The following is a 24,728-nucleotide window of genomic DNA, read 5'->3' as shown; positions in this document are numbered from 1 at the left end:
CCCGCGTTTCAAGCCGATAGCAAGGCCGATACCGACTAACGCACCCTAAGGCCGCGCCGTCCAGTTCCACTGCACCGCATCGGCGAGCGCCCCGGCCCGCGCCTCCACCTTGTTCGCGCCCGGTGCAAGGTCCACGGTCCAGGCGGCGATGTGGTCATCCGCCGCCACCTTGGTCCATGCCCCGCCGTTCAGCCGCAGCTCCACTTCGGGGCGGTTGGTGAAGACCTGCACCACCACGCGCTGCGTGCGCTTGTTGACGTCGCGGCGGCTGGCGATGTGCAGCATGGGCTTGTCGGACCAGTTGGCCTGATACCAGTACCAGGCGTCCTTGCGGATCTTGCGGTCCTCGGTGACGAGGCCCTTGTCGTTGATGGCGGGACGGTCGCCCTCGTTGCGCTTGAACGAGGGGAAGTCGATGCCCACCCACACGAAGCTGGACCACAGGAACGGGCGCTTCTTCATCTCGCGCCAGTGCTTTATGTGGAAGTCGGTCTGGTACTGTTCGGGGTGCCAGTAGCCGTTCGATTCCGGGCGCTTGACCACCGGGTCTTCCTGATGGAGCACGCTGGCGCCCGCGCCGTATTCGCTGACCCCGATGGGGCGGTTCGGCAGCTTGGCGTGGAGTTCGTCCGCCCAGGGGCCGATGTCCTCCGACTTGGTCCAGTACCAGCCGAAGTAACGGTTGTAGGACACCGTATCGCTGTGCTGCGCGATGGGATCGTCGTCGTTGAGGCAGCAGTGCGCGTATGTCGTCGGGCGGGTGGGGTCGAGCGACTTGGCGGTGGCCTGCAGTTCGGCGAGGATGCGGTTGGAGGCGGCGTCCGACTTGCGGATCTCGTTGCCGATGCCCCAGAGCGCCACCGAAGGATGGTTGCCGGTCTGCGCGATCAGTTCGCGCATCTGCTGGACCAGGTTCTCGCGGAAGGCGTCGGAGGGATCGTGGTCGTCGATCAGCGGGACTTCGGTGAGCACCAGCAGGCCGAGTTCGTCGGCGCGTTCGTAGACATGGGCGGGGTGCTGCATGTGGGCGAGGCGCACGCCGGTCGCGCCCATCTCGGCGAAGAGGCCGAGGTCTTCGTCGATCTCCGCATCGCTCACCACCGGGCCGCGCCCGAAGCGGGTGGGCAGTTGCAGGTTGACGCCGTGCAGCGGGTAGGGCGCACCATTGAGAAGGAACGTGCCGTCGGGCTTCACCGCCACCGTGCGTACGCCGAGCGGCGCGGTCTGGCTGTCGATCACGCGGCCGCCTTCGGCGATCTCGGTGACGACGCGGTAGAGGTAGGGCGCCTTGGTGCCCTGCCACAGCGTCGCGTTGCGCAAGCCCAGCGTCTGGTCGAGCGTACCGGTCGCGCCCGCCGCAAGCTCCATCGGCCGCGCAGACTTGGCGACGACCTTGCCCGAGGCGTCGAGCACGCGGGCCGAGATGGTGAAGCGCGCCGGGGAGGCGCGGTCGTTGCGCAGCGCGGCGGAGAGGCTGACGGTGGCGCCGCGGCCCTTCAGCGCCGTGGTGCGCACCGCGAGGCCCGGCCCGGCATTCGCCAGGCGGTCGAAGCTGAGCGCGTCCTCCTCGATCAGCCCGACCGGGCGGGCGAGGCCGCCGAACACGTTGAAGTCTCCGTTGAGCGGCGAGATCTGCGTGTCGCGCGCGTTGTCCACCCGCACCGCGAGCACGTTCGCGCCCGGCTTCAGCGCCCCGGTCGCGTCGAAGCGGAAGGCCGCGTAGCCGCCCTTGTGGATGCCGAGCCGCTGGCCGTTCAGCCAGACTTCCGCCTTGAGCGAGACGCCGCCGAAGTCGAGGAGGTAGCGCTTGCCCGCCTCCACTTTCGCGTCGAAGCCGAGGCGATACCACGCCGGGCCGCGATAGTAGACGCCCTCCGGCTCGCCGCGCGCCTTGGCCCCGCCGATGCCGGAGTCGGCGGCGTTGTAGGTGTGCGGCACGGAGACGGTCTGCCACGCGCGGTCGTCGAAGGCGGGGGCTTCAGCGCCTGCGACATCGGACTTAACGAAGTGCCAGCCTTCGGTCAGTGGGCGCTCGCTGGCGGCGAGGACGGGGAGGGGGGCGGTCGCCAGCAGGGCGGCGAGGAGGGGGCGCAGGATCATCGTCGGTCCTTCAGGAAAGCTGGGTCACGGTGCCCAGCGCGATGCCGGTGCTGGCGGTGGAGCGGATCGCCTGCTTCGGATCGCGCGGGGAGCGCAGCCCGTCGACAACGGCGCCTGCCACATCGTCGAACACCACGGCGGGACGCGCGTCGGGGGCGTCCACGGCGAAGCTCACGTCCTTGAGCACCACGTTGCGGGCGTGGCGCACGTAGAGGCCGTGGGCCGGGAAGGCGCCCATGAAGCTGGGTTCGAGGCTGGACTTGGGCCGCTCCGGGATATCCCGCGCGGCCTGTTCCGCCGTGCCGCCGCCCGCCGAGCGGACGTGGACGTCGATGAAGGTCACGTCCTCCACCGGCTCGCCCGGATTGCCGACGACGCCGCAGGCATAAGGGCCGGGCGCGCCCGAGACGTTGATGCCGGAGAACCGCACGCGCCGCACTTTCGAAGGCCCGGTGCCCAGCGGCGAACGGTTGCGGGCGGCAAGGCGCACGAAGATCGGGTGGTTGACCGGGTTCTTGAGGTTGATGTCGCGGAAGGTCACATCCTCCAGCACGCCGCCGTCGATCGCGCCCAGCTGCAGCCCGCGCGTATTCTCGCAGGTGCAGTCGGCGATCAGGATGTTGCGGAAGCCCGTCGCGGAATCGGTGCCCAGCTTGATGCGGCCGAGCACGCCCACGTCGTCCACCGACTTGTAGGGCGAGGGGCGATAGCTGCCGTCCACCAGCGCGCCGAGGTCGTAGCCGCTGGTCTTGCAGCCGATCACCGAGACTTCCTCGCAGAACAGCGGCTCGTTCAGCGCATAGCTGCTCTTGAGGACGATGGCGTCGTCCTTGGGTGCGTTGACGGTGCAGTTCGTCACCCGCACGTCGCGGCAGCAGTCGATGTCGATGCCGTCGCGGTCGGTGTCGACGGTCAGGTTGTCGATGGTGACGTTGCGCGATCCCAGCACGTAGCAGGCGAAGTGGCCGCCCTGGAGGATCGTAAAGTCGCGCAGCAGCACGTTGCGGCAGCGCTTGAGCGCGACCGCCTTGTTGCCGCGCCCTTCGTAGGCCATCTCGCGCGGGATGGCGCGGCGCGCGGCGTCGGGCGAGAGGCCGAGTTCCTTCGGCGACTTCCACCCCTCGATCCCGTGCCAGCGTGGCGCGGGGCCTTCGCGGTCGAGGCCGAGCCCGTGGATCATGCCGCGCCCGATCACCGCCACGTCGGTCAGGTCTATGCCGTAGATCAGCGCGTTGCGGAAATGGGCGACGCCATAGTCGACGTACTGTTCGTCAAACACGCCTTCGGGCAGGTCGTACTGGCCCTTGTGGCGGCGCGGGTCGGCAGCCTCGATCACGCTGCCGGGCATCAGCAGCAGGGTGACGTGGCTGCGCAGGCGGATCGAGAAGCACAGGTAATGGCCGGGCGGGACGATCACAGTGCCGCCGCCGGCATCGCTCGCGGCGACGATGGCGCGGTTGATGGCGTCGGAATCGATGGCCGCGCCGTCGCCCTTGGCGCCATGGTCGCGCACGTCATGGAACCCCGACAGCGCGCCTGCCGCCCGCACCGGGACGGCGCTCATGGCAAAGGCCGCGCCCATGCCGAGCGTCACGGCGCGGCGGCTGAACTCCGCCCGTTCGATCACGCGGGTCAAATCCTGCTCCCTCAGATTTATGTTGTATGATGTATTACATAGAGGATGCGGGATGCCAACCCTTTCGTCATCCCGAACTTGCTCCGGGATCGCTGGCCGGGAGCAGCATCGGCCAAATGCGCGCCCTGCTGATGGGGCTTCGACAAGCTCAGCCTTAGCGGAGCGGAGAGCGAGCTAGCCGCCCCAAATCCCGTCGCCCCTGCGCAGGCAGGGGCCTATCGCCCCTCTCGCCACGACACCTTGCTTACTACGAGGCGGCTAGGTTGGGATGGGCCCCTGCCTGCGCAGGGGCGACGGGGTGGGTGTTCTCCCGTCGTCATTGCGAGCGTAGCGAAGCAATCCAGCGGCCAATCCGGCATGGGGGGCGACCCTGGATTGCTTCGCTACGCTCGCAATGACGAACCGGGGCGTTCAGACCAGCATATCCCGCCCGATGCGATCCACCGAAGTCACCCCGCTCAGCGCCATGGTCAGCTTCATGCCCTGCGCGATCAGGTCGAGCAGCTTGGCCACGCCCTCCTCGCCGCCCGCCGCCAGCGCGTAGATGTAGGCGCGGCCCAGCAGCACGCCGCGCGCGCCGAGCGCCAGCATTCGCACCACGTCGAGCCCGGTGCGCACGCCGCCGTCGACCAGCACGGTCAGCTCGTCCCCCACGGCGTCGGCGATGGCGGGCAGCGCTTCCGCCGTGGCGAGCGCGCCGTCGAGCTGGCGGCCGCCGTGGTTGGACACGATCACGCCGTCCGCGCCGAGGCGCACCGCGTCGCGCGCGTCGCCGGGGTCGAGCACGCCCTTGACGATCATCTCGCCCTTCCAGAAATCGCGGATCCATTCGAGGTCGGACCAGGTGATCGAGGGGTCGAAGTTCGCGCCCAGCCAGCCGATGTAGTCGGCAAGGTCGGTGGGCTTGCCGCGATAGTCGGAGACGTTGCCGAGATCGTGCGGACGGCCCAGCAGGCCCACGTCCCAGGCCCAGCGCGGGTGCGTCATCGCCTGCAGCATGCGGCGCATCGGCGCGGCGGGGCCGCTCATGCCCGAATGCGCATCGCGATAGCGGGCGCCGGGCAGTGGCATGTCGACGGTGAAGACCAGCTTGGTCACGCCCATCGCCTGCGCCCGCTCCAGCGCGTGCCGCATGAAGCCGCGATCCTTGAGCACATAGAGCTGGAACCAGATCGGCGCGCCGCTCGCCGCGATGACGTCTGCCAGCGGGCAGACGCTGACGGTCGAGAGGATGTAGGGTACCTGCGCGGCGCGGGCGGAGCGGGCGACCTGCAACTCGCCGCGCCGCCGCATCATGCCGCCAAGGCCGATGGGCGCGAGCATCACCGGCATCGCCATCTTCTCGCCGAAGATCTCGGTTTCGAGGCTGAGCGCGGAGACGTCCTGCAACACCCGCTGGCGCGGCCGCACCGAAGTGAGCGCGCTGCGGTTGGCCTCCATCGTCTCTTCCGAGAACGCGCCGCCATCGACGTAGTGGAACAGGAACGGCGGCAGGCGGCGGCGCGCGGCCTCGCGGAAGTCGAGCGGGGAGGAGACGATCATGACGGTTCCCTGAGGGCTATGCTGCGGTCTGGTTCGAGGCGGAGCACGAGGTCCGCGCGGGGCGGCATCTCGGTAAGGATATGGCGGGTGAGGCGTTCGTAATGCTGCACGAAGCGGTCGAGCGCGGGGCCGTCCATGACGCGCGATCCGTGCGCTTCGCCTGCCGCGACGCGGGCGCGCAATTCGTCTTCCTGCTGCCCGCGCCAGCCGCGCACGACCTCGAAGCCCGGCGCGGCGAGGAGGACGAGGCGGTCGATCCGCGCGAAAAGATCGGCGTAAGGCCCGGCGAGGGCGGCGTTGACGGCGTTGCGCCACACGGCGTCAACGTCCTCCTCGCGTTCGAGGGCATTGACGGGGGCGGCGAGCGCGGCGGCGTCCTGCGGCTTCGCGCCGACGCACCAGCCTTCGAAGATCAGCAGGTCGAGCGGGCGCCCCTGATCGCTCGCCCCCTTGTCCGTCATTCCCGCGCAGGCGGGAACCCATCTCCCGACATCGCCTGTTGCACTGGCATCAGTTGGGTCCCCGCCTGCGCGGGGATGACGGGGTGAGGCAGAGGCGGGATTCTCCGTTTCGGCAAGGCGCTTGCCGGGCACCGGCTGGCCTTCGGGCGCGGGTTCGTCGCGGGCCTTGTCGAAGCGGGGCAGGGTGACGGGCTGCCCGGCGCGGATCGCGTCGATGAGGGCGATGCCTTGCGCGACATCGTGCGTGCCGGGAACGCCGCGCGTGGCGAAGAGGGGGTGGACGGTGCGCGCAAGGTCGGCCCGCGCCTCATGGCCGAGGTAGAGATCGTCGAGCGATAGCACGGCGATGCTGCGCCCCTCCGCCTTCAGTGCGCTGCACAATGCTGCGGCCAGCGTGGACTTGCCCGACCCTTGCGAACCGCACAGGCCGAGGACTAGCGGGCCGTCCCGGTCCTCACCCAGCCAGACGCGGACGGCGGCGAGGACGCGCTCGGCGGACGGGGTCAAGCGACGGGGTCGAGCAGCGGCTCGCCGGCGAAGAAGCGGTCGAGGTTGTCGGCCACCTTCATGCCCATCGCCGTGCGCGCCTCGATCGTGGCGCTGCCGAGATGGGGCAGGAGGACGACGTTGGGCAGGTCGACGAGCGCGGGGTGGACCTTCGGCTCGGCCTCGTAGACGTCGAGCCCGGCGGCGGCGATGCTGCGGGCCGCCAGCGCCTCGGCCAGCGCGGCCTCGTCGATCAGGGTGCCGCGCCCGGTGTTCACCAGCACGGCATGTGCGGGCATGCGCGCCAGCAGCGCGGTGTCGACCATGTGCCGCGTCTCCGCTCCGCCCGGCGCGTGGAGAGAGAGCACGTCGGCGCGCTCGGCCAGTTCGCCGAGGTCGGCGAAGTAGGCATCCTGCGGCATGTCGGGCGCGGGGCGGCGGCTGTGATAGGCGATGCGCATCCCGAACGCCTCCGCCCGCTTCGCCGTCGCCCGCGCGATCCGGCCGAAGCCGACGAGGCCGAGCAGCTTGCCCGAAAGCGACTGGCCGACAAGGTGCGTCGGCCGCCACCCGGTCCACGCTCCGGCGCGCAGCTCCCGCTCGCCCTCGCCCGCGCGGCGCATGGCCATGAGGATCAGGGTGAGGGCGATGTCGGCGGTGGCCTCGGTCAGCACGTCGGGCGTGTTGCTGACGGCGATATCCTGCTCGCGCGCGGCGGCGAGATCGATGTGCTCGAACCCCGCTCCGTAGTTGCCGATGATGCGGGCGCGGCGTCCCTCTACGGTCAGGACGGCGCGGGTGATCTTGTCCGTCACCGTGGGGCACACCGCGTCGTTCTCAAGCATCGCCTGTGCCAGCTCTGTCTCGCTCAGTGGCGTGTCAGTGCCGTTCAGTACCACCTCGTAAGTGCTTGAAAGACGGGCCTCCACAGCCTCCGGCCAGCGTCGGGTGAGCAGGATCTTCGGCTTCGAACTCACAGCAGACCGCGCCCCGCAAGGTTGCGCATCAGCGCGGAAGTGCCGAAAATCCACGGTTCGCAGCGGTCGGTCGGAGCCACCCGGTTGACCAGCGTGCCCAGCTCGGCACAGCCGATCCGTACCACGTCGCCCACCTTGTGCGTGAACCCGCGCCCCTGCTCGTCACGGTCCTGAACCGGCGCGAAAAGGGTGCCGAGGAACAGCGCCAGACCGTCCGGATAGCGATGGTGCGCATTGATCGCCTGCGCCGCAAGATCGGCCGGTTTCCGGCTGATCTGCGCCATTTCCGAGCGTCCCTCCATCACGAAACCGTCCTCTGCCCCCGTCACTGTTAGCGCTATGCTTAGGGCCTCGACCGCGGCAAGGTCAAACCCCTCGTCGAACAGCCGCACGAAAGGCCCGACCGCCGCCGCCGCATTGTTGTCCTTGGCCTTGCCCAGAAGCAAGGCCGACCGCCCCTCGACATCGCGCAAGTTGACGTCGTTGCCCAGCGTAGCGCCCACGATTCCGCCATTCGAGCCGACGATGAGGACCACTTCGGGCTCGGGATTGTTCCAGGTGGAGGCCGGATGCACCCCGATTTCCGCCCCCGCGCCGACGCTCGCCATCGGCTGCGCCTTGGTGAAGATCTCGGCGTCGGGACCGATACCGACCTCGAGATACTGGCTCCATGCCCCGGCCTCGATCAGCGTCTGCTTGAGCGCCATGGCCTCGGGCGAACCGGGCCGCAGCGCGCGCAGGTCGTCCCCCACCAGATCGCGCACCTGAGCCCGGATTCCGGCGGCAGCGTCCGCATTTCCGCGCGCCCGCTCCTCGATCACACGCTCTAGCATGGACGTGACGAAGGTGACGCCCGCCGCCTTCACCGCCTGCAGGTCGATGGGCGAAAGCAGCCAGGGCCGGGCGGGATCGCGGGTTAGCGGGTCGGTGTTGGCGAGCACGCCCGCCAGCGTGCCGAGGTCTTCGCCCTCGGCCCCGCGCAGCGCGGCGGCGGGGTCGGTCTGCTCGCACAAGTCGCGCGCGGTTGGGAACGCGGCGGTCACGTCGGTCAGGCGTTCGCCATCGACGCGGACGAGCGAGGGGCCGCTGAGGTCAGGACGCCAGACCCGGCCGAAAAGCAGGGCTTTCGGGTCTGCGGGCAGGACGGCGGAGGGGGACAGGTCCATCGTTCAGCGCCTCCGGAACACGGGCGCTCGGCGCTCGGCGAAGGCGGCGCGGCCCTCGGCGGCGTCGGCGGTGCCGAAGCAGATGGCTTGCAGGTCACGCTCGTACTCGATGGCCTTTTCGTAGGGCATCTGGTGCGCGGCGCGCAGGTTGAGTTTGGCGGTTTCCGCCGCGATCGGCGCACGGGCGGCTATCTGTCCGGCGATCTCGCGGGCGCGGGGAAGCAGGGATTCGGGCGCAGTGACTTCGCTGACGAGGCCCCATGCGGCGGCACGCTCTGCGTCGATCATCTCGCCGGTGTAGAGCATCAGCGCCGCGTTCGACATGCCGATGGAGTGCGACAGGCCGACCGCCATGCCGCCACCTCCGATCCAGCCGAGCTTGATCTCGGGCGCGGCGAAGCGGGCATTGGCCGAGGCGATGCGGATGTCGCAGGCCATCGCCGTCTCCAGCCCGCCGCCCAGCGCATAGCCGTTGACCGCCGCGATCACCGGCTTGCGGCAGGCGCGCAGGGCGTCGCAATAGTCCTGCCGGTTGCGGAAATCCCATGGCGTTTCGTAGGCGTCGAGGGTCGAGATGTCCGACCCCGCGCTGAACGCCTTCTCGCCCGCGCCGGTGACGATGACCACGCGCACGTCGTTGGAGGTGTTGCAGGTGGAGACTGCCGCGACCAGTGCCTCGGCCATGTCCGGGGTCATGGCGTTGAGCTTTTCCGGGCGGTCGAGCGTGATGGTGGCGATGTGCGCGGCGATGTCGAAGCGCAGGTTGGCGCTCATGTTTCGGTTCCCTGTTGGTGGTGGCGGGCGAAGGCGGCTTCGATATCGGCGAGCACCCGCGCGGCAGGCTCGCGGTTCAGCAGTCCTTCGCGGAGGCGAGCGGAGGCTTCGGTCTGGAAGGCGATGGCGCCGTCGTGGCGCGGGCGCAGCGCCGCATTTTCGAGCGTGGCGCGGGTGGCTGAGTAGAAGCCGCCCCATTCGGCATCGACCGCCGGGTCGGCCCATGCGCTGCGCAGGGCTGGCTGGCCTTCATGGGCGGGAATGAAGCCGCGCTGCGCCTCTTCGCCCATCAGCCAGGCGAGGTGCGCGCACAGTTCGTCGGTCACCTTGCAGCGGCGCGAGACGGCGATGCCGGTTCCGCCGAGGATCGAGCCGATGCCTGCAGGACCGCGCGGTGCATCGGCGAAGGCGACGCCCTGCTTCGCATAGTTCACGTAGCCATAGACGAGCGGCACCAGTGCCAGGTCTTCGCCCGATGCCAGCGCCTCAAGCAGCGCGATGGGGTTATGGCCGACGCGAGCGCGCGTTTCCTCGCCGGTCAGCGCGGCCATGATCGCATAAGCCTCGGCGCCGATCTCGGGATCGACGAAGGCGTTATCCGGCCTTCCTGCACCATGCAGCGAGGCCACGACGGACTGGAACGTCAGCGCGGAATGCGGCCCGGACAGCGACAGGGCGACGGGCGCACGGGCGGCAAGATCGATCACTTCCGCCCACATCGTCGGCGGCGTATCCACGCGGCCCGGCGCGTAGGCCATGACCTGGCTGGCGGCGTCGAGCGGCAGCGCCCAGTGGCGTCCGGCATAGCGGTAGCTGGCCAGCGAAGGCCCGATCGCCGCCGCGCCCAGCGTCTCCACCATGGCCTCGCCCATGACTTCTTCCACGGGCACGAGGCAGTCGTGGGCGACGGCCTCCCCCACATGCGGATGGTCGAGGACGATGAGGTCGTAGCGCTCGGCAAGGTCGGCGATGGGGTGGGATTCGAAGCCCTCCAGCGGATGCCGGTCCCACGCGATCGTCAGGCCCTGCGCAGGCGCGATGGCTTCTGCCGCCGCCTCGAGCGCACGGTAGCCGCGCGGGTGGTCCCAGGTGAGGCCGCGATACTGGATCCCGCTCATGCGTGCTGGCGGACCACGCCGGATTCGATGAGCTGGGCGATCTCGTCGGCGCTGCGGCCGCTCTCGCGCAGGACTTCCTCGCTGTGCTCGCCCACCAGCGGTGCGCCGCGCGTGATGGCGGACGGCGTGCGTGAGAAGCGGATCGGGAAGCCCGGCACCTTCACGCGGCCTTCGGTCGGGTGGTCGTATTCCACGAAAGTGCCGTTGTGCTTGATCTGCGGGTCTTCGACGAGGTCGGCGTAGCCGTAGACCGGGCCGCACCAGATGTCGGCGGCGCGGAACTTCTCCAGCCAGTGCGCGGTGGGCTGGCGGATCAGGTGCTCGCGGATGCGCGCGAAGATGGCGTCGCGCTGGGTCCAGCCCTCGCGCTCTTCTTCCATCCCGGCGAAGAACGGATCGTCGAGTTCGCGCGCCAGCGTCTCGAAGCGGGCCATCGCCAGCGTCATGTAGCCGTCCGCCGTCTGGAACACACCGTAGGGCGAGCGGATGTAGCTGTGGGCGTGCGGCTCGGCGGAGCGGGCCTGCGGCTTGTTGCCGACGGTGAAGACCGACAGTTCCTGCATCTGGATCGTGGTGATCGCGTCGAGCATGTTGACCTGCACGAGTTGCCCTTCGCCGGTCCGCTCTCGGTGGAACAGTGCGGCCAGCGCGCCCTCGAAGGCGCTGTAGGCGGCGATGGCGTCGACGAGGTACTGGCCCGCCGGGGAGGGCGGCGCGCCTTCCGCTCCGGCCGATAGCATCGCGCCCGACATGCCCTGAAGCAGCAGATCCTGCCCCGGCAGCATACGGTACGGCCCGTCCTCGCCGTAGCCCGACATCGAGACGTAGACGAGGCGCGGATTGATAGCGCTCAGCGTCGCATAATCGACGCCGAGCCGCTCGGCCACGCCGGGACGGTAGTTCTGGAGGAAGACGTCGGCGTCCTTCACGAGATCGAGCAGCACCGCCTTGCCCTCGGGCGACTTGAGGTCGATCGCCAGCGAGCGCTTGTTGCGGTTGAGCGAGAGAAACGAGACGTTGATGCTGTTGCCGACCGCGCCGCCTGCGGAGGCATGGCGCTGCCATTCGCCGCTGGTCGGCTCGACCTTGACCACGTCCGCGCCCATGTCGCCGAGGCGCTGGGCGGCGAACGGCCCGGCCATGGCGATCGAGCAGTCGAGAACGCGGATACCGTTGAGGATTGTCATGCGAATACGGTCCTTCAGGACATGGTCCAGCCGCCGTTTACGTGCAGCGTCTGTCCGGTGATGAAACCCGCCTCGTCGGCGGCGAAGAAGGCGATGGCGTGGGCGATGTCGGACGCGGTGCCGCGCCGTTTCACGCTCTGCGCGTCGAGGACCATGCGGTTGTAGCCCTCGGGATCGGGGTGGATCTTCTCGGCGTCGGTCGGGAAGGCGCCGGGCGCGATGGCGTTGACGGTGACGCCCCAGGGGCCGAACTCGCGCGCCCAGGCACGGGTCAGGCCGACCAGCGCGGCCTTGGACGCGACGTAGGGGGACAGGTTAGCCCAGCCCCCCGAGATGGTGATGCTCGATACGTTGACGATCCGCCCGAAGCCCTTCGCGCGCATCCCCGGCAGCGCGGCCTGCACTGCGACGATCCCGGCATCGACGTTGATGCGCTGGACGAACTGGTGCTCCTCGACGGTGTAGTCTTCGAACGGTTTCGAAGGATAGACCGCCGCGTTGTTGATGACGACGTCGATGCCGCCGTGCTCCTCCATCAAGGCATCGAGCGTGGTGCGCAGGGCGGTGAGGTCGGCAAGGTCCGTGCGCGATACGGTGAGGCGGCCGGGGCCTTTTCCTGCCGCTGCGGCGGAGAGGCGCGCGATCTTCGCATCGTCATTGTCGAGGGCGATGACATGCGCGCCGCGCTCGATCAGCAGCAATGTGGTGTCGAGCCCGAGCCCGCCCGCCGCGCCGGTGTAGAGGACGGTGCGGCCCTTCACGCGGCACCTGCGATGGCGGGGTAATTGCCGGTGGGGGCGGGGTATTCCTCCTGCGGCTGGAGCGCGACGCCCTCGATCCGCGCCACGGCGGCGGAGACGGCCTCGGCATCGGGCAGCACGCGCAGAACGGTGTCGTAGCGGCGCTCCTCGCCATGTTCGAGCAGGATCAGTTCGCCGCGATCCCGCGCGAAGTCCTTGCCGAGAACGTGGTTGGTGGAGGGCTCGATGCCGACCGCGTAGTGGCCCGCGTGGAGGTTCTGCCACTCGAACATGCAGGGGAACTGGTCCTTGCGGGTGGTGACGGAGAAGCCGAAGCCCAGCGCCTCGTTCACCAGCGCCACCTCGACGCGGCCCTCGGCGTCGGGAGCCATGTCGTGCTGCCAGACCTGTTCGTGGAAGTTGACGATGGGCGCGGGCAGGGTGCGGTAGCCGACGCCCTGCTTCTGGTAGTCGTCGGCGTGCGCGGCCCACAGGACCTCGCGCACCGGGGCGACGTAGCGCGCGCCCTCGGCGACGACGGGGTGGCCGACGTTGATGTGGTAGCAGAACATGTGCGGCGTCGTGTAGAAGCCGTGGTTCACCACCCGGTCGGTCATGCGGATCTCATCGCCGCCAAGGGTAGCCTCGATCCGGCGGATGAGGTGCAGGTCTTCGCCGAAAACGGTGGACTGGCGCACGATCCCCTCGGCCCAGAAGGTGCAGGCATCGCCCTCCCACTGCTCGCCGTAGCCGGTCAACTGCGCCGGGATCGTGCCGACGCGGCCGTGGAGCGAGGACGAGACGACCTCGCGCGGGCCGTAGTTGTAGTGGCCAGCCGGATCGTCGTGCATGAACAGGATGTGGTCGAGGCCGCAGGTGATGTTGAGGCCCGACATCGAGCGGAACCAGCCGAGGCCGCTTTCGCCCTCGTAGTCATGCAGGGCAGGGTTGCGGAAGCCCGAGGGCGAGTGCCAGCCGACGGCGCGGCCTGCGTGGTCGCACTCGGCGATGTCCATCGCGCGGTCGACCAGCACCGTGAAGCGCAGGCCCGATCCGGTGCGGAATTCCAGCAGGCGCACGCCGCGTTCCACGCCGTCGCCCAGCGTCATCAGCCGGACCCCGGCGAACTGCGACAGCGATCCGGTACGCTCGGCGAGGTGTCTTTTCGACATCGTCGCGCCATAGAGCAAGGCCATGCCTGCTTCCCCTCCATCTTGTAAGACGTATGATGAATACGTAAGGGAGGGGGAGGCGTCAACCGGGGAGAGGGAAATGAACGCAATCGTCCGGCGGTGCTTCGCCGTGGATCTGGTGAACGAGCCGGAGATGATCGCCCGCTATCGTGCATGGCACGCGCCGGGCGGGCCGCCTCAGGCAGTGACGGACGCGATTCGGGCGGATGGCGTGCGCGATCTCCAGATCTGGCTGGTGGGCGACCGCATGTTCATGATGATCGAGCAGGACGCTGCCATGGCCGCCGATGCAGAGGGTAAGGCGGCGCGCGATGCGGCGAACCCGGACGTGCAGGCATGGGATGCGCTCATGCGCACCTTCCAGCAGCCGCTGCCCTTTGCGCCGGATACTACGTGGGTAGAAATGGAGCAGATCTACGCGTTGTCGAAGCAGCCGTGAATTTGCTGGGCGCCGTCACCTGCGATCGCCCAAATCCCCGTCGCCCCTGCCTGCGCGGGGGCGACGGGTGTTAGAGCAGAGGGCTAGATCAAGGTTGCCCTCAACCCTGCGGCCCGTGCGCCCGGCGGCGCGTCCAGGACGATTCGATATGCTCGCGCATGGCCGCCGAGGCGCCCTCGGCGTCGCCGTCCACGATCGCCTGATAGACCTTCCGGTGTGCGGCATGCGTGTTGCGGACATGCTCGACGTTGAGGGTGCCCGAGTAGCCGTGGGTGTTGAGCGCGTGCGACTGGATGCCGTCGATGATCGCCTTGCTCAGCCGGTCGCCCGACATGCGCATGATGACGTCGTGGAAGTTCACGTCCTCATGCACGTAGGCGGCGGGAGTCTCCACCAGCCCTTCCAGCTTCTCGATCTGCGCCTTGAGTTCGGCGCGGGTCTCCGCCGTGGCGCGTTTCGCTGCCTTGCCCGCCATTGCAGCTTCCAGCGAGGAGCGGATTTCCGACAGGTTGTCGAGATAGGCCAGCCCGTCCTCGCTGCGGAAAAGCGCGGCAAGGATCACCGGGTCGAGCAGGTTCCAATTGTTCTGCTCGCGCACGATGGTGCCGCGCCCCTGCATCGAGACGACGAGGCCCTTTTCGGTGAGCGCCGTCGTCGCCTCGCGCACGACGGTGCGGCTGACGCCGAAATGCTCGCACAGCATGTTCTCGGGTGGGAGCGCGCTGCCGGCGGGGTAGACTTCGGTGACGATGGCGTTGACCAGTTCCTCCACCACCGCTTCGGCAAGGCGCGGTCTGCGCCGCACGCGGCTGGGAGCTCCGAGGCCGACGACCCGATCGTTCATGTGTTTTCTACGCCCCTGAATCACTGTGTCAGTTCATGGTGGTGCGCATCGTTTGCGCCTAATTCACGCTGAACCCACTTGACGTGGCGCGTCAAGGCTTGTCAAACGACATAGATCATACATAATATGAATTACAGACAAGGCTTGGGGTAGAGGATTCCCGATGAAGATCACAGGCTACCGCAGCCTTACCGCATTCCATGACTGGCGACGGCCCGTTGGCGACGTCAATGGAATCGTCGAATCGGGAATCACCGAAGTGCCCGTGCTGCTGCTCGAAACCGACGGCGGGTTGACCGGCATCGGGCTCGGCTCGCATCGGGAAATCGACCGGCTGTTCCCGGCGGTCGACGGCGCCGATCCGCGCGGGGTCTCCACGCTATACGATTCGATGCTCTCTCATGTGTTCAAGAGTGGACATGCCGGGGCGACCTTCGGCACCATCGCCGCCATCGACATGGCGCTGTGGGACTTGAAGGCGAAGATGGCGGAAGAGCCTCTGTGGCGCATGCTGGGTGCGGGCGACCGGTACGTGGCGGGCTACGCCTCGGGACTGTGCTATGGCCTTGGCGAAGAGGCCTTCGCGGACCACTACACGCAATGGGCCGACCGCGGCTTCACCGCCGCCAAGATCAAGGGCGGGCGCGATCTCGACCGTGACATTGCGCGGCTGGAGACGGTGCGCGACATCCTCTCGCGCAACACCACGCGCCCCGCACTGATGCTCGACGTGAACGAGGCGTGGAACACCAAGCAGGCGATCCGCCATCTTGCCGAGATCGAAAAGTGCCTCGACCTTACCTGGATCGAGGAGCCGGTGCGCCGTTGGGATGCGACGGGCCATGCCCAGATTTCCCGCGCGGTGACGACGGCGGTGGCGACTGGAGAGAACCTGACGGGGCTTGAGCAGTACGCACCGCTGCTTGACGCGCAGGCGGTCGATATCGTGCAGGCGGGCAGCGTATGGGGGATCACGCACTTCATGCGTGTCGCCATGGCGGCGCACGCACGCTCGCTGCCGGTCTCGCCGGTGGCCTACAACGCCAACCCGGTGGCCCATGCGGCGGCGGCGGTGCCGAACATGATTGGCATCGAGGTGCAGGACTTTGCGTTTCCCACCGGCTTCGACGTCGACCAGCAGATCGTCGATGGCGGCATCGTGCTCGGTGATCGCCCCGGCCTCGGTATCGAGATCGACGAGGCGGCGATCGCCCGGTCGGTCGCATCGATCGGCTGGGGCGAGCGCGGCGGCCCGCATCGCCGTCCGGCAGGCGCGGGGCTGCGGCTTGTTCCCGAAGCGCGTGTCGAAACCGGGCGGGCGGCGGAATGATGCACGGGTCCGTGAGCGGCTCCGAGACGGGCACCGGCGGGCAGGCCTGGGTCGACGGCGCGACGCGCTGGCGGCTGCAACTCTCGCTGATGGTCAACTTCTTCCTGCTGATGGCGCTCTATAGCGGCGTTCTGGGCGTGCTGCTGCCCAACCAGATCGCCGAACTCTCGCCCGCATCGAAGGAGAACAACCTCGCGCTGCTCTTCGCGATCACCTCGATCTTCTCGACGCTGGCGACGCCCATCGCTGGCGCGCTGTCCGACCGGACGCGCAGCCGCTGGGGTCGGCGCGCGCCGTGGATCGCCATCGGCTCGCTGATCGGTTCGGCAAGCCTGTTCGGCGTTTCGTGGACGACCGGGTTCTGGTCGCTGATGGTGCTGTGGGTGATGGCGGCGGTTGCCTACAACTCGATGCAGCCCGCGATGACGACGTTGATCGCCGACCGTTTCGCGCCCGAAACGCGCGGGAGCGTGTCCGGCATCGTCGGTGCGGGCATGACGGCGGGGCTGACGGCGGGCACGGTGGTCGCAGGCTATCTCGCCTCGGAGCGGGTGCTGGCCTACGGCCTCTTCGCAGGCGCCATCGCCGCGTCGTGCGTCGCCTTCGTGGTCCTCAACCGCGAGCCGCCGAGCGACGCGCAGCCGCATCGCCCGATCCACTGGGGCGCGTTCCTGAAAAGCTTCTGGATCAGCCCGCGCGAGCATCCCGATTTCGCCTGGGCCTTCGCGAGCCGTTTCACCATCTACATGGGCTACCAGGCAGTCGCGGCCTACCTGCTCTACATCCTGCGCGACTACATCGGGCTGGGCGACGATGCCTCGAACGTGGCCATCGCCAACCTCGCGGTGGTGACGCTGGTGTGCCTCGTCGTGTCCTCGCTCGTTTCGGGCTGGCTGTCCGACCGCTGGCAGCGGCGCAAGCCCTTCGTGATCGGCGGCAGCCTCATCATGGGTGCGGCGATGGTCGCGCCGCTGGTGGCGCCTTCGATGACCGGGATGTGGGTCTACGCCGCCGTCATCGGCATCGGCTACGGCATGTTCATGTCCATCGACATGGCGCTGATGACGCAGGTGCTGCCCAAGGCCGCGTTGGGGGACGAGGGCAAGGATCTCGGCGTGCTGACCACCGCCGTGAACATCCCGCAGATCATCAGCCCGATCATGGCGGCGGTGCTGCTGAGCCTCTTCGCCGGAGACTACCGCGCGATCTTCATTGCGGCCGTGATCTTCGTGTTCGGATCGGCGCTCTGCGTGCTGCCGATCAAATCCGTCCGATAATTCATAATACGTATGATGTAGTTTGACATGCGATCTTTGGCGGGTCATAACGCTCGCAAAGAAATTTGAGGGAGAGTCGAAATGCCTAAGGAGGGAAGGCTTCACAGCGCGGCCAGGACAGCGCTGCTCGTTTCGGCAGTATCGGTGCTAGCGCTGGCAACCAGCGCGCAGGCGCAGGAAACGACGGGCACCGAAGCGGGGGCTTCGGAAGCCGCGGACGCTGAGAACGTCATCATCGTCGCCGGCATCCGCGCCAGCCAGAAGGCCTCGATCGACATCAAGCGCGATTCCATCGCGGTGGTGGACTCGATCGTCGCCGAGGATCTGGGCAAGCTGCCCGACCAGAACGTCGCGGAATCGCTCCAGCGCATCGCGGGCGTCACCATTGAGCGTAACCGCGGCGAGGGCCGCTACATCACCGTTCGCGGCTTCGGTCCGAAGTTCAACGCGGTGACTGTCAACGGCCGCACGCTTGCCACCGACAACAACGGTCGCGAGTTCTCGTTCGACGTCATGCCGTCCGAGATCATCGCCGGCGCCGACGTCTACAAGTCGCCGCAGGCCAACATCAACGGCTCCTCGATCGGCGCGACCGTGGATGTGAAGACCCTGCGGGCCATCGACCAGAAGGACCAGTTCGCCTTCGCCGCGTCTGCCGGACAGATGTGGGCGGAGTTGGCCGACAAGTTCAATCCCGAAGTCTCGGGCGTCGCCTCCTGGCGCAATGCCGACAAGACCTTCGGTGTCTCGCTCTCGGCGGTCTACACCAAGCGCGACACCCGCAATGACGAGTTCACCATCGGCGCGGGCCATGTGAAGCGCGGCAGTCTGGCGGCGGACCCAGCGGCTGGTCGTCCTTCCAACGAGTACTTCTTCGGCCGTGTCGGCCCCGGCGTGACTCCGTTCACACAGGTCGACATGCCGTCAAACCTGTCGCCGTTCTTCTTCGAGCGTAATCTGGAACGCTACGGCTTCTCCGGTTCGGTCCAGTTCCGCCCGACCGACACGCTGACGATCTCAGTGGATGGCCTCTATTCGAAGGCGAAGTTCACCGAGCAGCAGACCGGCCTTGCATACGATTTCGCCGGTGGCCGCATCGTGGAGCAGATCGTGGAGGGCGGCAGCGTCGTCAACGGCGTGCAGACCGGTGGGGAGGTGGCCTACCAGCGGATCCAGGGCGGGTTCGTCGATCAGATCATCCAGTACGACCAGCGCAACGTCATGACCAACCAGTTCGGCGCGAACGTCGAATGGAAGCCGGTCGATACGTTCAAGCTGCGGCTCGATGTCTCGCGCTCGAAGGCGGAGCGTCGGGGCAAGGAGAACAACCTCTTCACGACCATCCGGCGCAAGAACGTCGATCTGTTCTATGACCGGCGGTCGGACAGCCCCATCTACGATTACGGCTTCACCAGCCCCAATTATCCGAATGCCGCCACGAATCCGCAGGGTATCACCGCGCACTATTACATCTGGGGCGGCGGTACCGATGTGGACGACAAGATCGGCGAATATCGCGCTGATGCCGAATGGAATGCCACTTCCAACCTGACGTTTTTCGTCGGCGGCATGATTGCCAACCGCAAGAAGACGCTGACCGGCGACGAAATGCCGTTCGGTGAGCAGTGCGCCTATTGCGGCTCCGATCGCGTCCTGCCGACATCGCTGTTTAGTTCGACCAACCGCAACTTCTTCCAGGGCGGAGGGCCGAGCAACATCATCCGCGACTGGTTGATCTACGATCCGCTGAAGCTTGTGCAGACCGTGGACCAGTTCGCGGCTCAGGATGGTCGCGCCTTCAATCCGGCCGTCTTCTCGCCTTCCGCTTCCTCGGTGATCGATGAGAAGGTCAAGATCGCCTACATCATGGCGAACTTCGAAACGGCGCTGGGGTCGATGCCGCTGACGATCAACGCCGGCCTGCGGTACGAGAATACCGACTACACCTCGACCGGTGCGTCGCGCACGATCCTCAGCGCGGTTCGCCGCGTGGATGCCAACGGCAATCCGACCGGGCAGAACGATATCGTCGTCTCGCCGGTCGTGCCGGTGGGGTTCCGTGGCAAGTACGACGACTGGCTGCCGTCGCTGAACGTCAAGCTGGAGGTGACCAACGACCTGTTGTTGCGCCTTGCAGCATCCAAGGTCATGACGCGTCCGACGCTGACCGACCTCTCGCCGCGTCAGTCGATCCAGACGAACCCCGGTAACGAGACGATCAGCCGCGGCAACCCGGACCTCCAGCCGTTCCGCGCCAAGCAGATCGAAGCGGGTGTGGAGTGGTACTTCACCGGCAACTCGCTGCTGTCCGCCGCTGCGTTCTACAAGAAGATCGACTCGTTCGTGACGCTGGTGACGACGCCGCAGCTGGTCGATCAGGTGACCTTCCAGGTGACCGTGCCGGACAACGGCAAAGGCGCGACGGTGAAGGGCTTCGAACTCGGCTATCGTCAGGCCTTCACCAGCCTGCCGTCGCCGTTCGACGGGCTCGGCGTGCAGACGAGCTTCAACTACACGAAGTCGAACGCCAACTACACCAACCAGGTCGCGGGCGTGTCCTACGGGCTGGAGGGGCTTTCGAAGACCTCGTACAGCCTCGTCGGGTTCTACGAGAAGTACGGCGTGCAGGCGCGCGTGGCCTATACCTGGCGCGACAACTTCCTGCAGGTCGCCTCGGGCCGCAACGGCGAACCTGAGTACTTCGACGCCTACGGCCAGCTCGACGCGGGCCTGTCCTACGAGGTGACGCCGGAGTTCACGATCTTCGCGGACGCGCTCAACCTCAACAACGCCAAGGAGTTCATCTACTCCGTGAGCGAGGACCGCACCAAGGAGTACCGCAAGACCGGTCGCCGCTTCTCCGGCGGTGTCCGGGTCCGCTTCTGACCGGGCGTTTCTGGCGGGGGATGGCCGGGAGCTTCAATGCTCCCGGCCTTTCCGTCGGTCAGACGATGACGAGCCTGACGCCCAGCGCGCGCAGGCGTTCGGCCATGGCGGGCGGGATGCCTGCATCGGTCACGACGGTGCCGATCTCCTCCAGACCGCAGACGATCGCGCCGGAGGAGGAGGTGAACTTGGTGCTGTCCACCAAGAGAACCACTTCCTCCGCCCTGTCCATGAAGCGTCGCTCGGCAGCGACGAGGATGACGTCCTGCTGCATCACTCCCTGCGGGCCCACGGCAGCCGCGCCCATGAACAGCTTGGGCGCGTGGAAGCGGGGCATCGATTCCTCCCCGGCGGGGGCGAGGATGATGTTCTGCTCCCGGAAAACCGTGCCCGAGGGCAGCAGCACCCGCGTCCCCGCCTGTGGAAGCAGGGCATCGACGATGTACAGCGAATTGGTCAGCACCTGGCATTCCAGCCCCGCGAGATGCGGGCACATCTGGAGCGTGGTGGTGCCGCCGTCGATCATGATCCCCTCGCCGGGATGGCAGAGCGCTGCGGCGGCGCGGCCGATGGCTTGCTTGGCGGGCAGGTTGAGCATGATCGACTGTTCGAACGGCGTGCCCGACAGGCCCTGCTGCGGGGCGGGGCGGTCCTCCGGCAAACGGGCGCCGCCGTGGACGCGCAGGATGTGGCCTGCTTCCTCCAGCCGGGTCAGGTCGCGCCGGATCGTCGCGGGAGAGGCGTCCAGCTGCGCTTCGAGCGCGCGGTAGCTGACGAAGCCGGTGTCGCTCACCGCTTCGAGGATCAGGCGTTCACGCTCGGTCGAATGCATTGCGGTCCTTCTGCTTGATGGAACCGCCTATGGACCGGAATTCGATCAGAATCCATCATCTGCGATCAAAAAGTCAGGCCGGCACGCTCATGACCGCCTCGTGCCACTTCGCGCGGTAGGCATGGAGATCGCCGTCGAGCGGCTCCACGCGCCGCAGCCCGCCATTCGCCTTGAGCAGCGGATTGACCAGCCGCAGCGCGCCGAACGACACGTCGTTGTGCGCATTGGCGACGAAGACCTCGGTCTCCGGGCGCAGCGCGGCGAGGGCGCGGACGAAGACTTCCGCCTCGGCGAAGCGCCCCTCGATCAGCAGGCGCTCCTTCGATCCGATGAGGTCCAGCGCGGTATCGGCCACCAGCGCCGCGTAGAGGCAGATCCCCGCGCGCCGCGCATACCACGTACCCGCCCACTCCGCGGGAGCATCCAGCCAGCGCGCCTCGCCATGGGGGAAGGGACCGAAGCCGGGGGCCAGCGTGGGCAGCATCATCGTGCCGCGTTCCAGCAGCGTGGGCACCGCTTCCATGAGCTTCGGCTGATCCGGCCTGATATCCACGCGGCGGGTATCGAGCTGGATCACGCTCTCGATTTCGCGCCCGCCCATGAACCGCGCCGAAGGCACCGGCCAGCCATAGGCGTCGACGTTGACGAGCGTGTCGCGCGCTTCGGGCAGGTCGGCGGTGGAGGTCGCTTCCGCCGCCAGCCGCATCGAGATGAACCACGTCCCGGTCGAGAGGATCGTCGCTTCCTTGCGCGCGATCTCCGCAAAGCCGCGCGCAGCGAGCAGGGCGGCGTTGGAATCGTGCAGCCCTGCCAGTACCTTGGTGGTAGCAGGAAGCCCGGTTTCCCGCACGATATCCGGTCGCAGGGTGCCCACGACATCGCTCGCGCTCACCACCGGCGCGAACCGCTCCGCCCAGCCGAGGCGCTGCGCCATCGGCGAGAAGCGCGCCTCTCCGGGTGCCCAGAGGTCGGTGTGACAGCCGAGGCTGGTCACCTCGCTCACGGCGCGGCCGGTCAGGAACCAGGCCCAGTATTGCGCCCAGGGGAGCAGCGTGGCGCGCGCCATGGCTTCCGGATGGCGCTGCGCCATCCACCAGATCTGCGCGCCGAGGTTGAGCCCGTCGGGCAGGGCGGGGGAGCCGGTGACCGCGAAGGCATCGCGCTCCGCCCGATAGGCGGCGACGACATCGGCGGGGATCGGTTGCTCGTAGTCCAGCGGGGCGAACAGCAGGCCGTCCTGATCCACTGCCGCGAAGCCCGCGCCGTGCGCCACCGGGATGATCGCCTCGACCGGATGCCCCGACCAGCCGCGCAGCGTCGCGCGCAGCCAGCGGCCGGTGCCCTCCGCGTCGAGGCAGCGCACGCCGTCCTTCTCGCAAGGCGCGTTGGGTCGCACCTGACGGTCAAGCATGCGCCCGCCGCGCGTCCAGAGCGTCACCTTGCTCAGGGTCTTGCCGATATCGACGACGATGAAGGCGCCTGTTCCCGTCATACTCTCCGCCACGTTCATTCGTGGTGTTGTGTGATTGAATATGATTGTTTAGTATCGAATCAGATTGAACGTGAAAAGAGGGAATGTTAGAGGGTGCCCATGGATACGATCACCGCTCCCGCGCCGAAATCGGCCGCCGGCCCCGCACTCACCTTTGCCGTGCCGGGCAGCCGCTGGGACGACTCGCTCGCCGCGACGCTCTCCCCGGCCGAACTGCTGCTGTACCGCTCCAACCTGCTGGGATCGGACCTGACGGTCACCAATTTCGGCGGCGGCAACACCTCCGCGAAGCTGGAGGAAATCGACCCGCTGACCGGCGAAAAGGTCGAAGTCCTGTGGGTCAAGGGATCGGGCGGCGACATCGGATCGATGAAGATCGACGGTTTTGCGACGCTCTACCAGCACAAGCTGCTCTCCCTCGAAGCGCACTATGGCGGACCTGACGACGACGACAAGATGGTCGGCTACCTGCCGCATTGCACCTTCAACCTGAACGGGCGGGCGGCGTCGATCGATACGCCGCTGCACTCGCTGCTGCCGTTCGCGCATGTCGATCATGTTCACCCAGATGCAATCATCGCGCTCGCCGCAAGTTCGGGCGGAGAGGCGGCGACGCAGGCGATCTGGGGCGGGCGGATCGGCTGGCTGGGGTGGAAGCGCCCAGGCTACACGCTGGGCGTCCAGTTGCGTGACTACGTGGCGAAAAACCGGCATCTTGAAGGGGTTATGCTCGCGGGCCACGGCATCATCTGCTGGGGCGACAGTGCGAAATCCTGCTACGAACATACCATCGCGCTCATCGCCGATGCGGCGGAACATCTGAATTCGAAGCTCGCCGGGAAACCGGCGTTCGGTGGCGTCTCCTTCTCCAATGACACATCCTCCAGGGAGCGCGCCGCCATCGCTGCCGACCTTATGCCGCGCCTGCGCTCGTCGATGACGGGAGCGCGGCGTAAGGTCGGCCATTTTTCGGATGACGCGGAGGCGCTGGAGTTCGTCAATTCCGTTGATTTCGAAAGACTTGCGGGTCTAGGCACGTCCTGCCCCGATCACTTCCTCCGCACGAAGATCGCGCCGTTGACGCTCGATCCGGCGCAGGTACTGAACGACACCTACATCGCACAGAAGGTGACCGACTACCGCCAGATGTACGCCGAGTACTACCAGCGGTGCCGCCGCGAGAACTCTCCGGCGATGCGCGATCCGAACCCGGTCGTCGTGCTCGTTCCGGGGGTAGGTCGCATCACTTTCGCGACCGACAAGACCACCGCGCGCCTCGCCGGTGAGTTCTACGGCAATGCCATCAACGTCATGCGCGGCGCCGAGGCGATCGGCGACTACATCGCGCTCGACGAGCAGGAGGCGTTCGACATCGAGTACTGGCTGCTCGAGGAAGCCAAGCTCCAGCGCATGCCCGTTCCCAAGCCGCTGGTCGGCCGGGTGGCGCTCGTCACCGGCGGCGCGGGCGGCATCGGTGCGGCGACGGCGGCGCGGCTCATGGCGGACGGCGCCTGCGTCATGCTCGCCGACCGTGACGAGGGCGCGGTCGAGGAAGTCCGCGCCGGTTTCGCCGGGCAGTTCGGCAAGGACGTGGTGCGCGCGGTGACCTGCGACGTCACCGACGAGGCGCAGGTGGCCGACGCCTTCGCCGCCGCCGCGCGCGAATTCGGTGGGCTCGATATCCTCGTCGCCAATGCGGGCATCGCATCGTCCGCGCCGATCGAGGAGACCACGATCGAATTGTGGAACCGCAACTACGACGTGCTCGCGCAGGGCTACTTCCTCACCAGCCGCGCCGCATGGCCGCTGCTCAAGGGGATGAAGGAGCAGGGCGGCACTTCGGTGGTCTTCATCGGCTCGAAGAACGGCGTTGCCGCGGCGACCAACGCCAGCGCCTATGCCTCGGCCAAGGCGGCGGCGAACCACCTTGCGCGCTGCCTTGCGCTGGAAGGTGCAGCCCACGGCATCCGCGTCAACGTCGTCAACCCCGATGCCGTCATCAAGGGCAGCCGCATCTGGGACGGCGACTGGCGCAAGGAGCGCGCGGGCGCCCACGGGATCGACTCCGGCAAGGAACTGGAGGAGCACTACCGCCAGCGTTCGATGCTGAAGCGCGACGTGCTGCCCGCCGACATCGCCGAGGCCGTCTACTTCCTCGCGGGCGACCAGTCCGCCAAGTCGACCGGCAACATGATAAACGTCGATGCGGGCAACGCGCAGGCGTTCGCGCGATAAGAATACGGCGAGA

The 24,728-nt window shown here is 67.6% G+C and carries 19 protein-coding genes; 5 read left to right on the top strand and 14 right to left on the bottom strand.

Annotated features, from left to right (window positions below):
* Positions 1-45: 45 nt before the first annotated feature.
* From LO787_RS02265 to LO787_RS02215, 11 genes are all read right to left on the bottom strand, one after another.
* Positions 46-2,100: a glycoside hydrolase family 2 protein gene (locus tag LO787_RS02265; protein WP_232494265.1), complete on the bottom strand. Its 2,055-nt coding sequence runs from the start codon at positions 2,098-2,100 to the stop codon at positions 46-48.
* 10 nt (positions 2,101-2,110) lie between these two features.
* Positions 2,111-3,727, bottom strand: coding sequence for a rhamnogalacturonidase (locus LO787_RS02260; protein ID WP_232496228.1), 1,617 nt, complete (start codon positions 3,725-3,727; stop codon positions 2,111-2,113).
* Between the two features lie 420 nt (positions 3,728-4,147).
* Complete coding sequence (lldD, locus tag LO787_RS02255) at positions 4,148-5,278, bottom strand: FMN-dependent L-lactate dehydrogenase LldD (RefSeq protein ID WP_232494264.1); 1,131 nt, start codon at positions 5,276-5,278, stop codon at positions 4,148-4,150.
* Entirely contained in the window at positions 5,275-6,246 is a 972-nt protein-coding gene (locus LO787_RS02250) for a kinase (protein ID WP_232494263.1), read from the bottom strand. The genes lldD and LO787_RS02250 overlap by 4 nt, the downstream gene beginning before the upstream one ends.
* Positions 6,243-7,202, bottom strand: coding sequence for a 2-hydroxyacid dehydrogenase (locus LO787_RS02245; protein ID WP_232494262.1), 960 nt, complete (start codon positions 7,200-7,202; stop codon positions 6,243-6,245). Before LO787_RS02245 ends, LO787_RS02250 begins: the two co-directional genes overlap by 4 nt.
* Entirely contained in the window at positions 7,199-8,368 is a 1,170-nt protein-coding gene (locus LO787_RS02240; protein WP_232494261.1) for a fumarylacetoacetate hydrolase family protein, read from the bottom strand. Before LO787_RS02240 ends, LO787_RS02245 begins: the two co-directional genes overlap by 4 nt.
* A gap of 3 nt (positions 8,369-8,371) precedes the next feature.
* Positions 8,372-9,142: an enoyl-CoA hydratase/isomerase family protein gene (locus tag LO787_RS02235; protein ID WP_232494260.1), complete on the bottom strand. Its 771-nt coding sequence runs from the start codon at positions 9,140-9,142 to the stop codon at positions 8,372-8,374.
* Positions 9,139-10,260, bottom strand: a complete 1,122-nt coding sequence (locus LO787_RS02230) for a type 2 periplasmic-binding domain-containing protein (protein ID WP_232494259.1) — start codon at positions 10,258-10,260, stop codon at positions 9,139-9,141. Before LO787_RS02230 ends, LO787_RS02235 begins: the two co-directional genes overlap by 4 nt.
* Positions 10,257-11,447: a CaiB/BaiF CoA transferase family protein gene (locus LO787_RS02225; protein ID WP_232494258.1), complete on the bottom strand. Its 1,191-nt coding sequence runs from the start codon at positions 11,445-11,447 to the stop codon at positions 10,257-10,259. Before LO787_RS02225 ends, LO787_RS02230 begins: the two co-directional genes overlap by 4 nt.
* 14 nt (positions 11,448-11,461) lie before the next feature.
* Positions 11,462-12,208, bottom strand: a complete 747-nt coding sequence (locus LO787_RS02220; RefSeq protein WP_232494257.1) for an SDR family NAD(P)-dependent oxidoreductase — start codon at positions 12,206-12,208, stop codon at positions 11,462-11,464.
* Positions 12,205-13,383, bottom strand: coding sequence for an aldose 1-epimerase family protein (locus tag LO787_RS02215; RefSeq protein ID WP_232494256.1), 1,179 nt, complete (start codon positions 13,381-13,383; stop codon positions 12,205-12,207). Before LO787_RS02215 ends, LO787_RS02220 begins: the two co-directional genes overlap by 4 nt.
* Positions 13,384-13,459: 76 nt before the next feature.
* Here LO787_RS02215 and LO787_RS02210 point away from each other — a divergent pair, with 76 nt between their 5' ends.
* Positions 13,460-13,819, top strand: a complete 360-nt coding sequence (locus LO787_RS02210; protein ID WP_232494255.1) for an L-rhamnose mutarotase — start codon at positions 13,460-13,462, stop codon at positions 13,817-13,819.
* Between the two features lie 100 nt (positions 13,820-13,919).
* Here LO787_RS02210 and LO787_RS02205 read toward each other — a convergent pair whose 3' ends face one another.
* A complete protein-coding gene (locus tag LO787_RS02205) occupies positions 13,920-14,663 on the bottom strand; it encodes a FadR/GntR family transcriptional regulator (protein WP_232494254.1) in 744 nt (247 codons plus the stop codon).
* A gap of 163 nt (positions 14,664-14,826) precedes the next feature.
* Here LO787_RS02205 and LO787_RS02200 point away from each other — a divergent pair, with 163 nt between their 5' ends.
* From LO787_RS02200 to LO787_RS02190, 3 genes are all read left to right on the top strand, one after another.
* On the top strand, positions 14,827-15,993 hold the full coding sequence (locus LO787_RS02200; protein ID WP_232494253.1) for a mandelate racemase/muconate lactonizing enzyme family protein: 1,167 nt from the start codon (positions 14,827-14,829) through the stop codon (positions 15,991-15,993).
* Positions 15,990-17,270, top strand: a complete 1,281-nt coding sequence (locus tag LO787_RS02195) for an MFS transporter (RefSeq protein ID WP_232494252.1) — start codon at positions 15,990-15,992, stop codon at positions 17,268-17,270. Before LO787_RS02200 ends, LO787_RS02195 begins: the two co-directional genes overlap by 4 nt.
* An 81-nt stretch (positions 17,271-17,351) precedes the next feature.
* Positions 17,352-20,156 (top strand): TonB-dependent receptor, encoded by a 2,805-nt coding sequence (locus LO787_RS02190; protein WP_232494251.1) that lies wholly within the window; start codon positions 17,352-17,354, stop codon positions 20,154-20,156.
* Positions 20,157-20,214: 58 nt separating this feature from the next.
* Here the strand turns inward: LO787_RS02190 and LO787_RS02185 are convergent, their stop codons facing one another.
* A complete protein-coding gene (locus LO787_RS02185; RefSeq protein ID WP_232494250.1) occupies positions 20,215-20,988 on the bottom strand; it encodes a DeoR/GlpR family DNA-binding transcription regulator in 774 nt (257 codons plus the stop codon).
* 73 nt (positions 20,989-21,061) lie between these two features.
* Positions 21,062-22,480, bottom strand: a complete 1,419-nt coding sequence (locus tag LO787_RS02180; protein ID WP_232494249.1) for an FGGY-family carbohydrate kinase — start codon at positions 22,478-22,480, stop codon at positions 21,062-21,064.
* 99 nt (positions 22,481-22,579) lie between these two features.
* Here LO787_RS02180 and LO787_RS02175 point away from each other — a divergent pair, with 99 nt between their 5' ends.
* Entirely contained in the window at positions 22,580-24,715 is a 2,136-nt protein-coding gene (locus LO787_RS02175) for a bifunctional rhamnulose-1-phosphate aldolase/short-chain dehydrogenase (RefSeq protein WP_232494248.1), read from the top strand.
* Positions 24,716-24,728: the final 13 nt, after the last annotated feature.

The organism is Novosphingobium kaempferiae (assembly GCF_021227995.1).
GTDB lineage: Bacteria > Pseudomonadota > Alphaproteobacteria > Sphingomonadales > Sphingomonadaceae > Novosphingobium > Novosphingobium kaempferiae.
The sequence above is the reverse complement of the archived record's forward strand: the minus strand, read 5'-3'. Positions and strand labels throughout refer to the sequence as shown.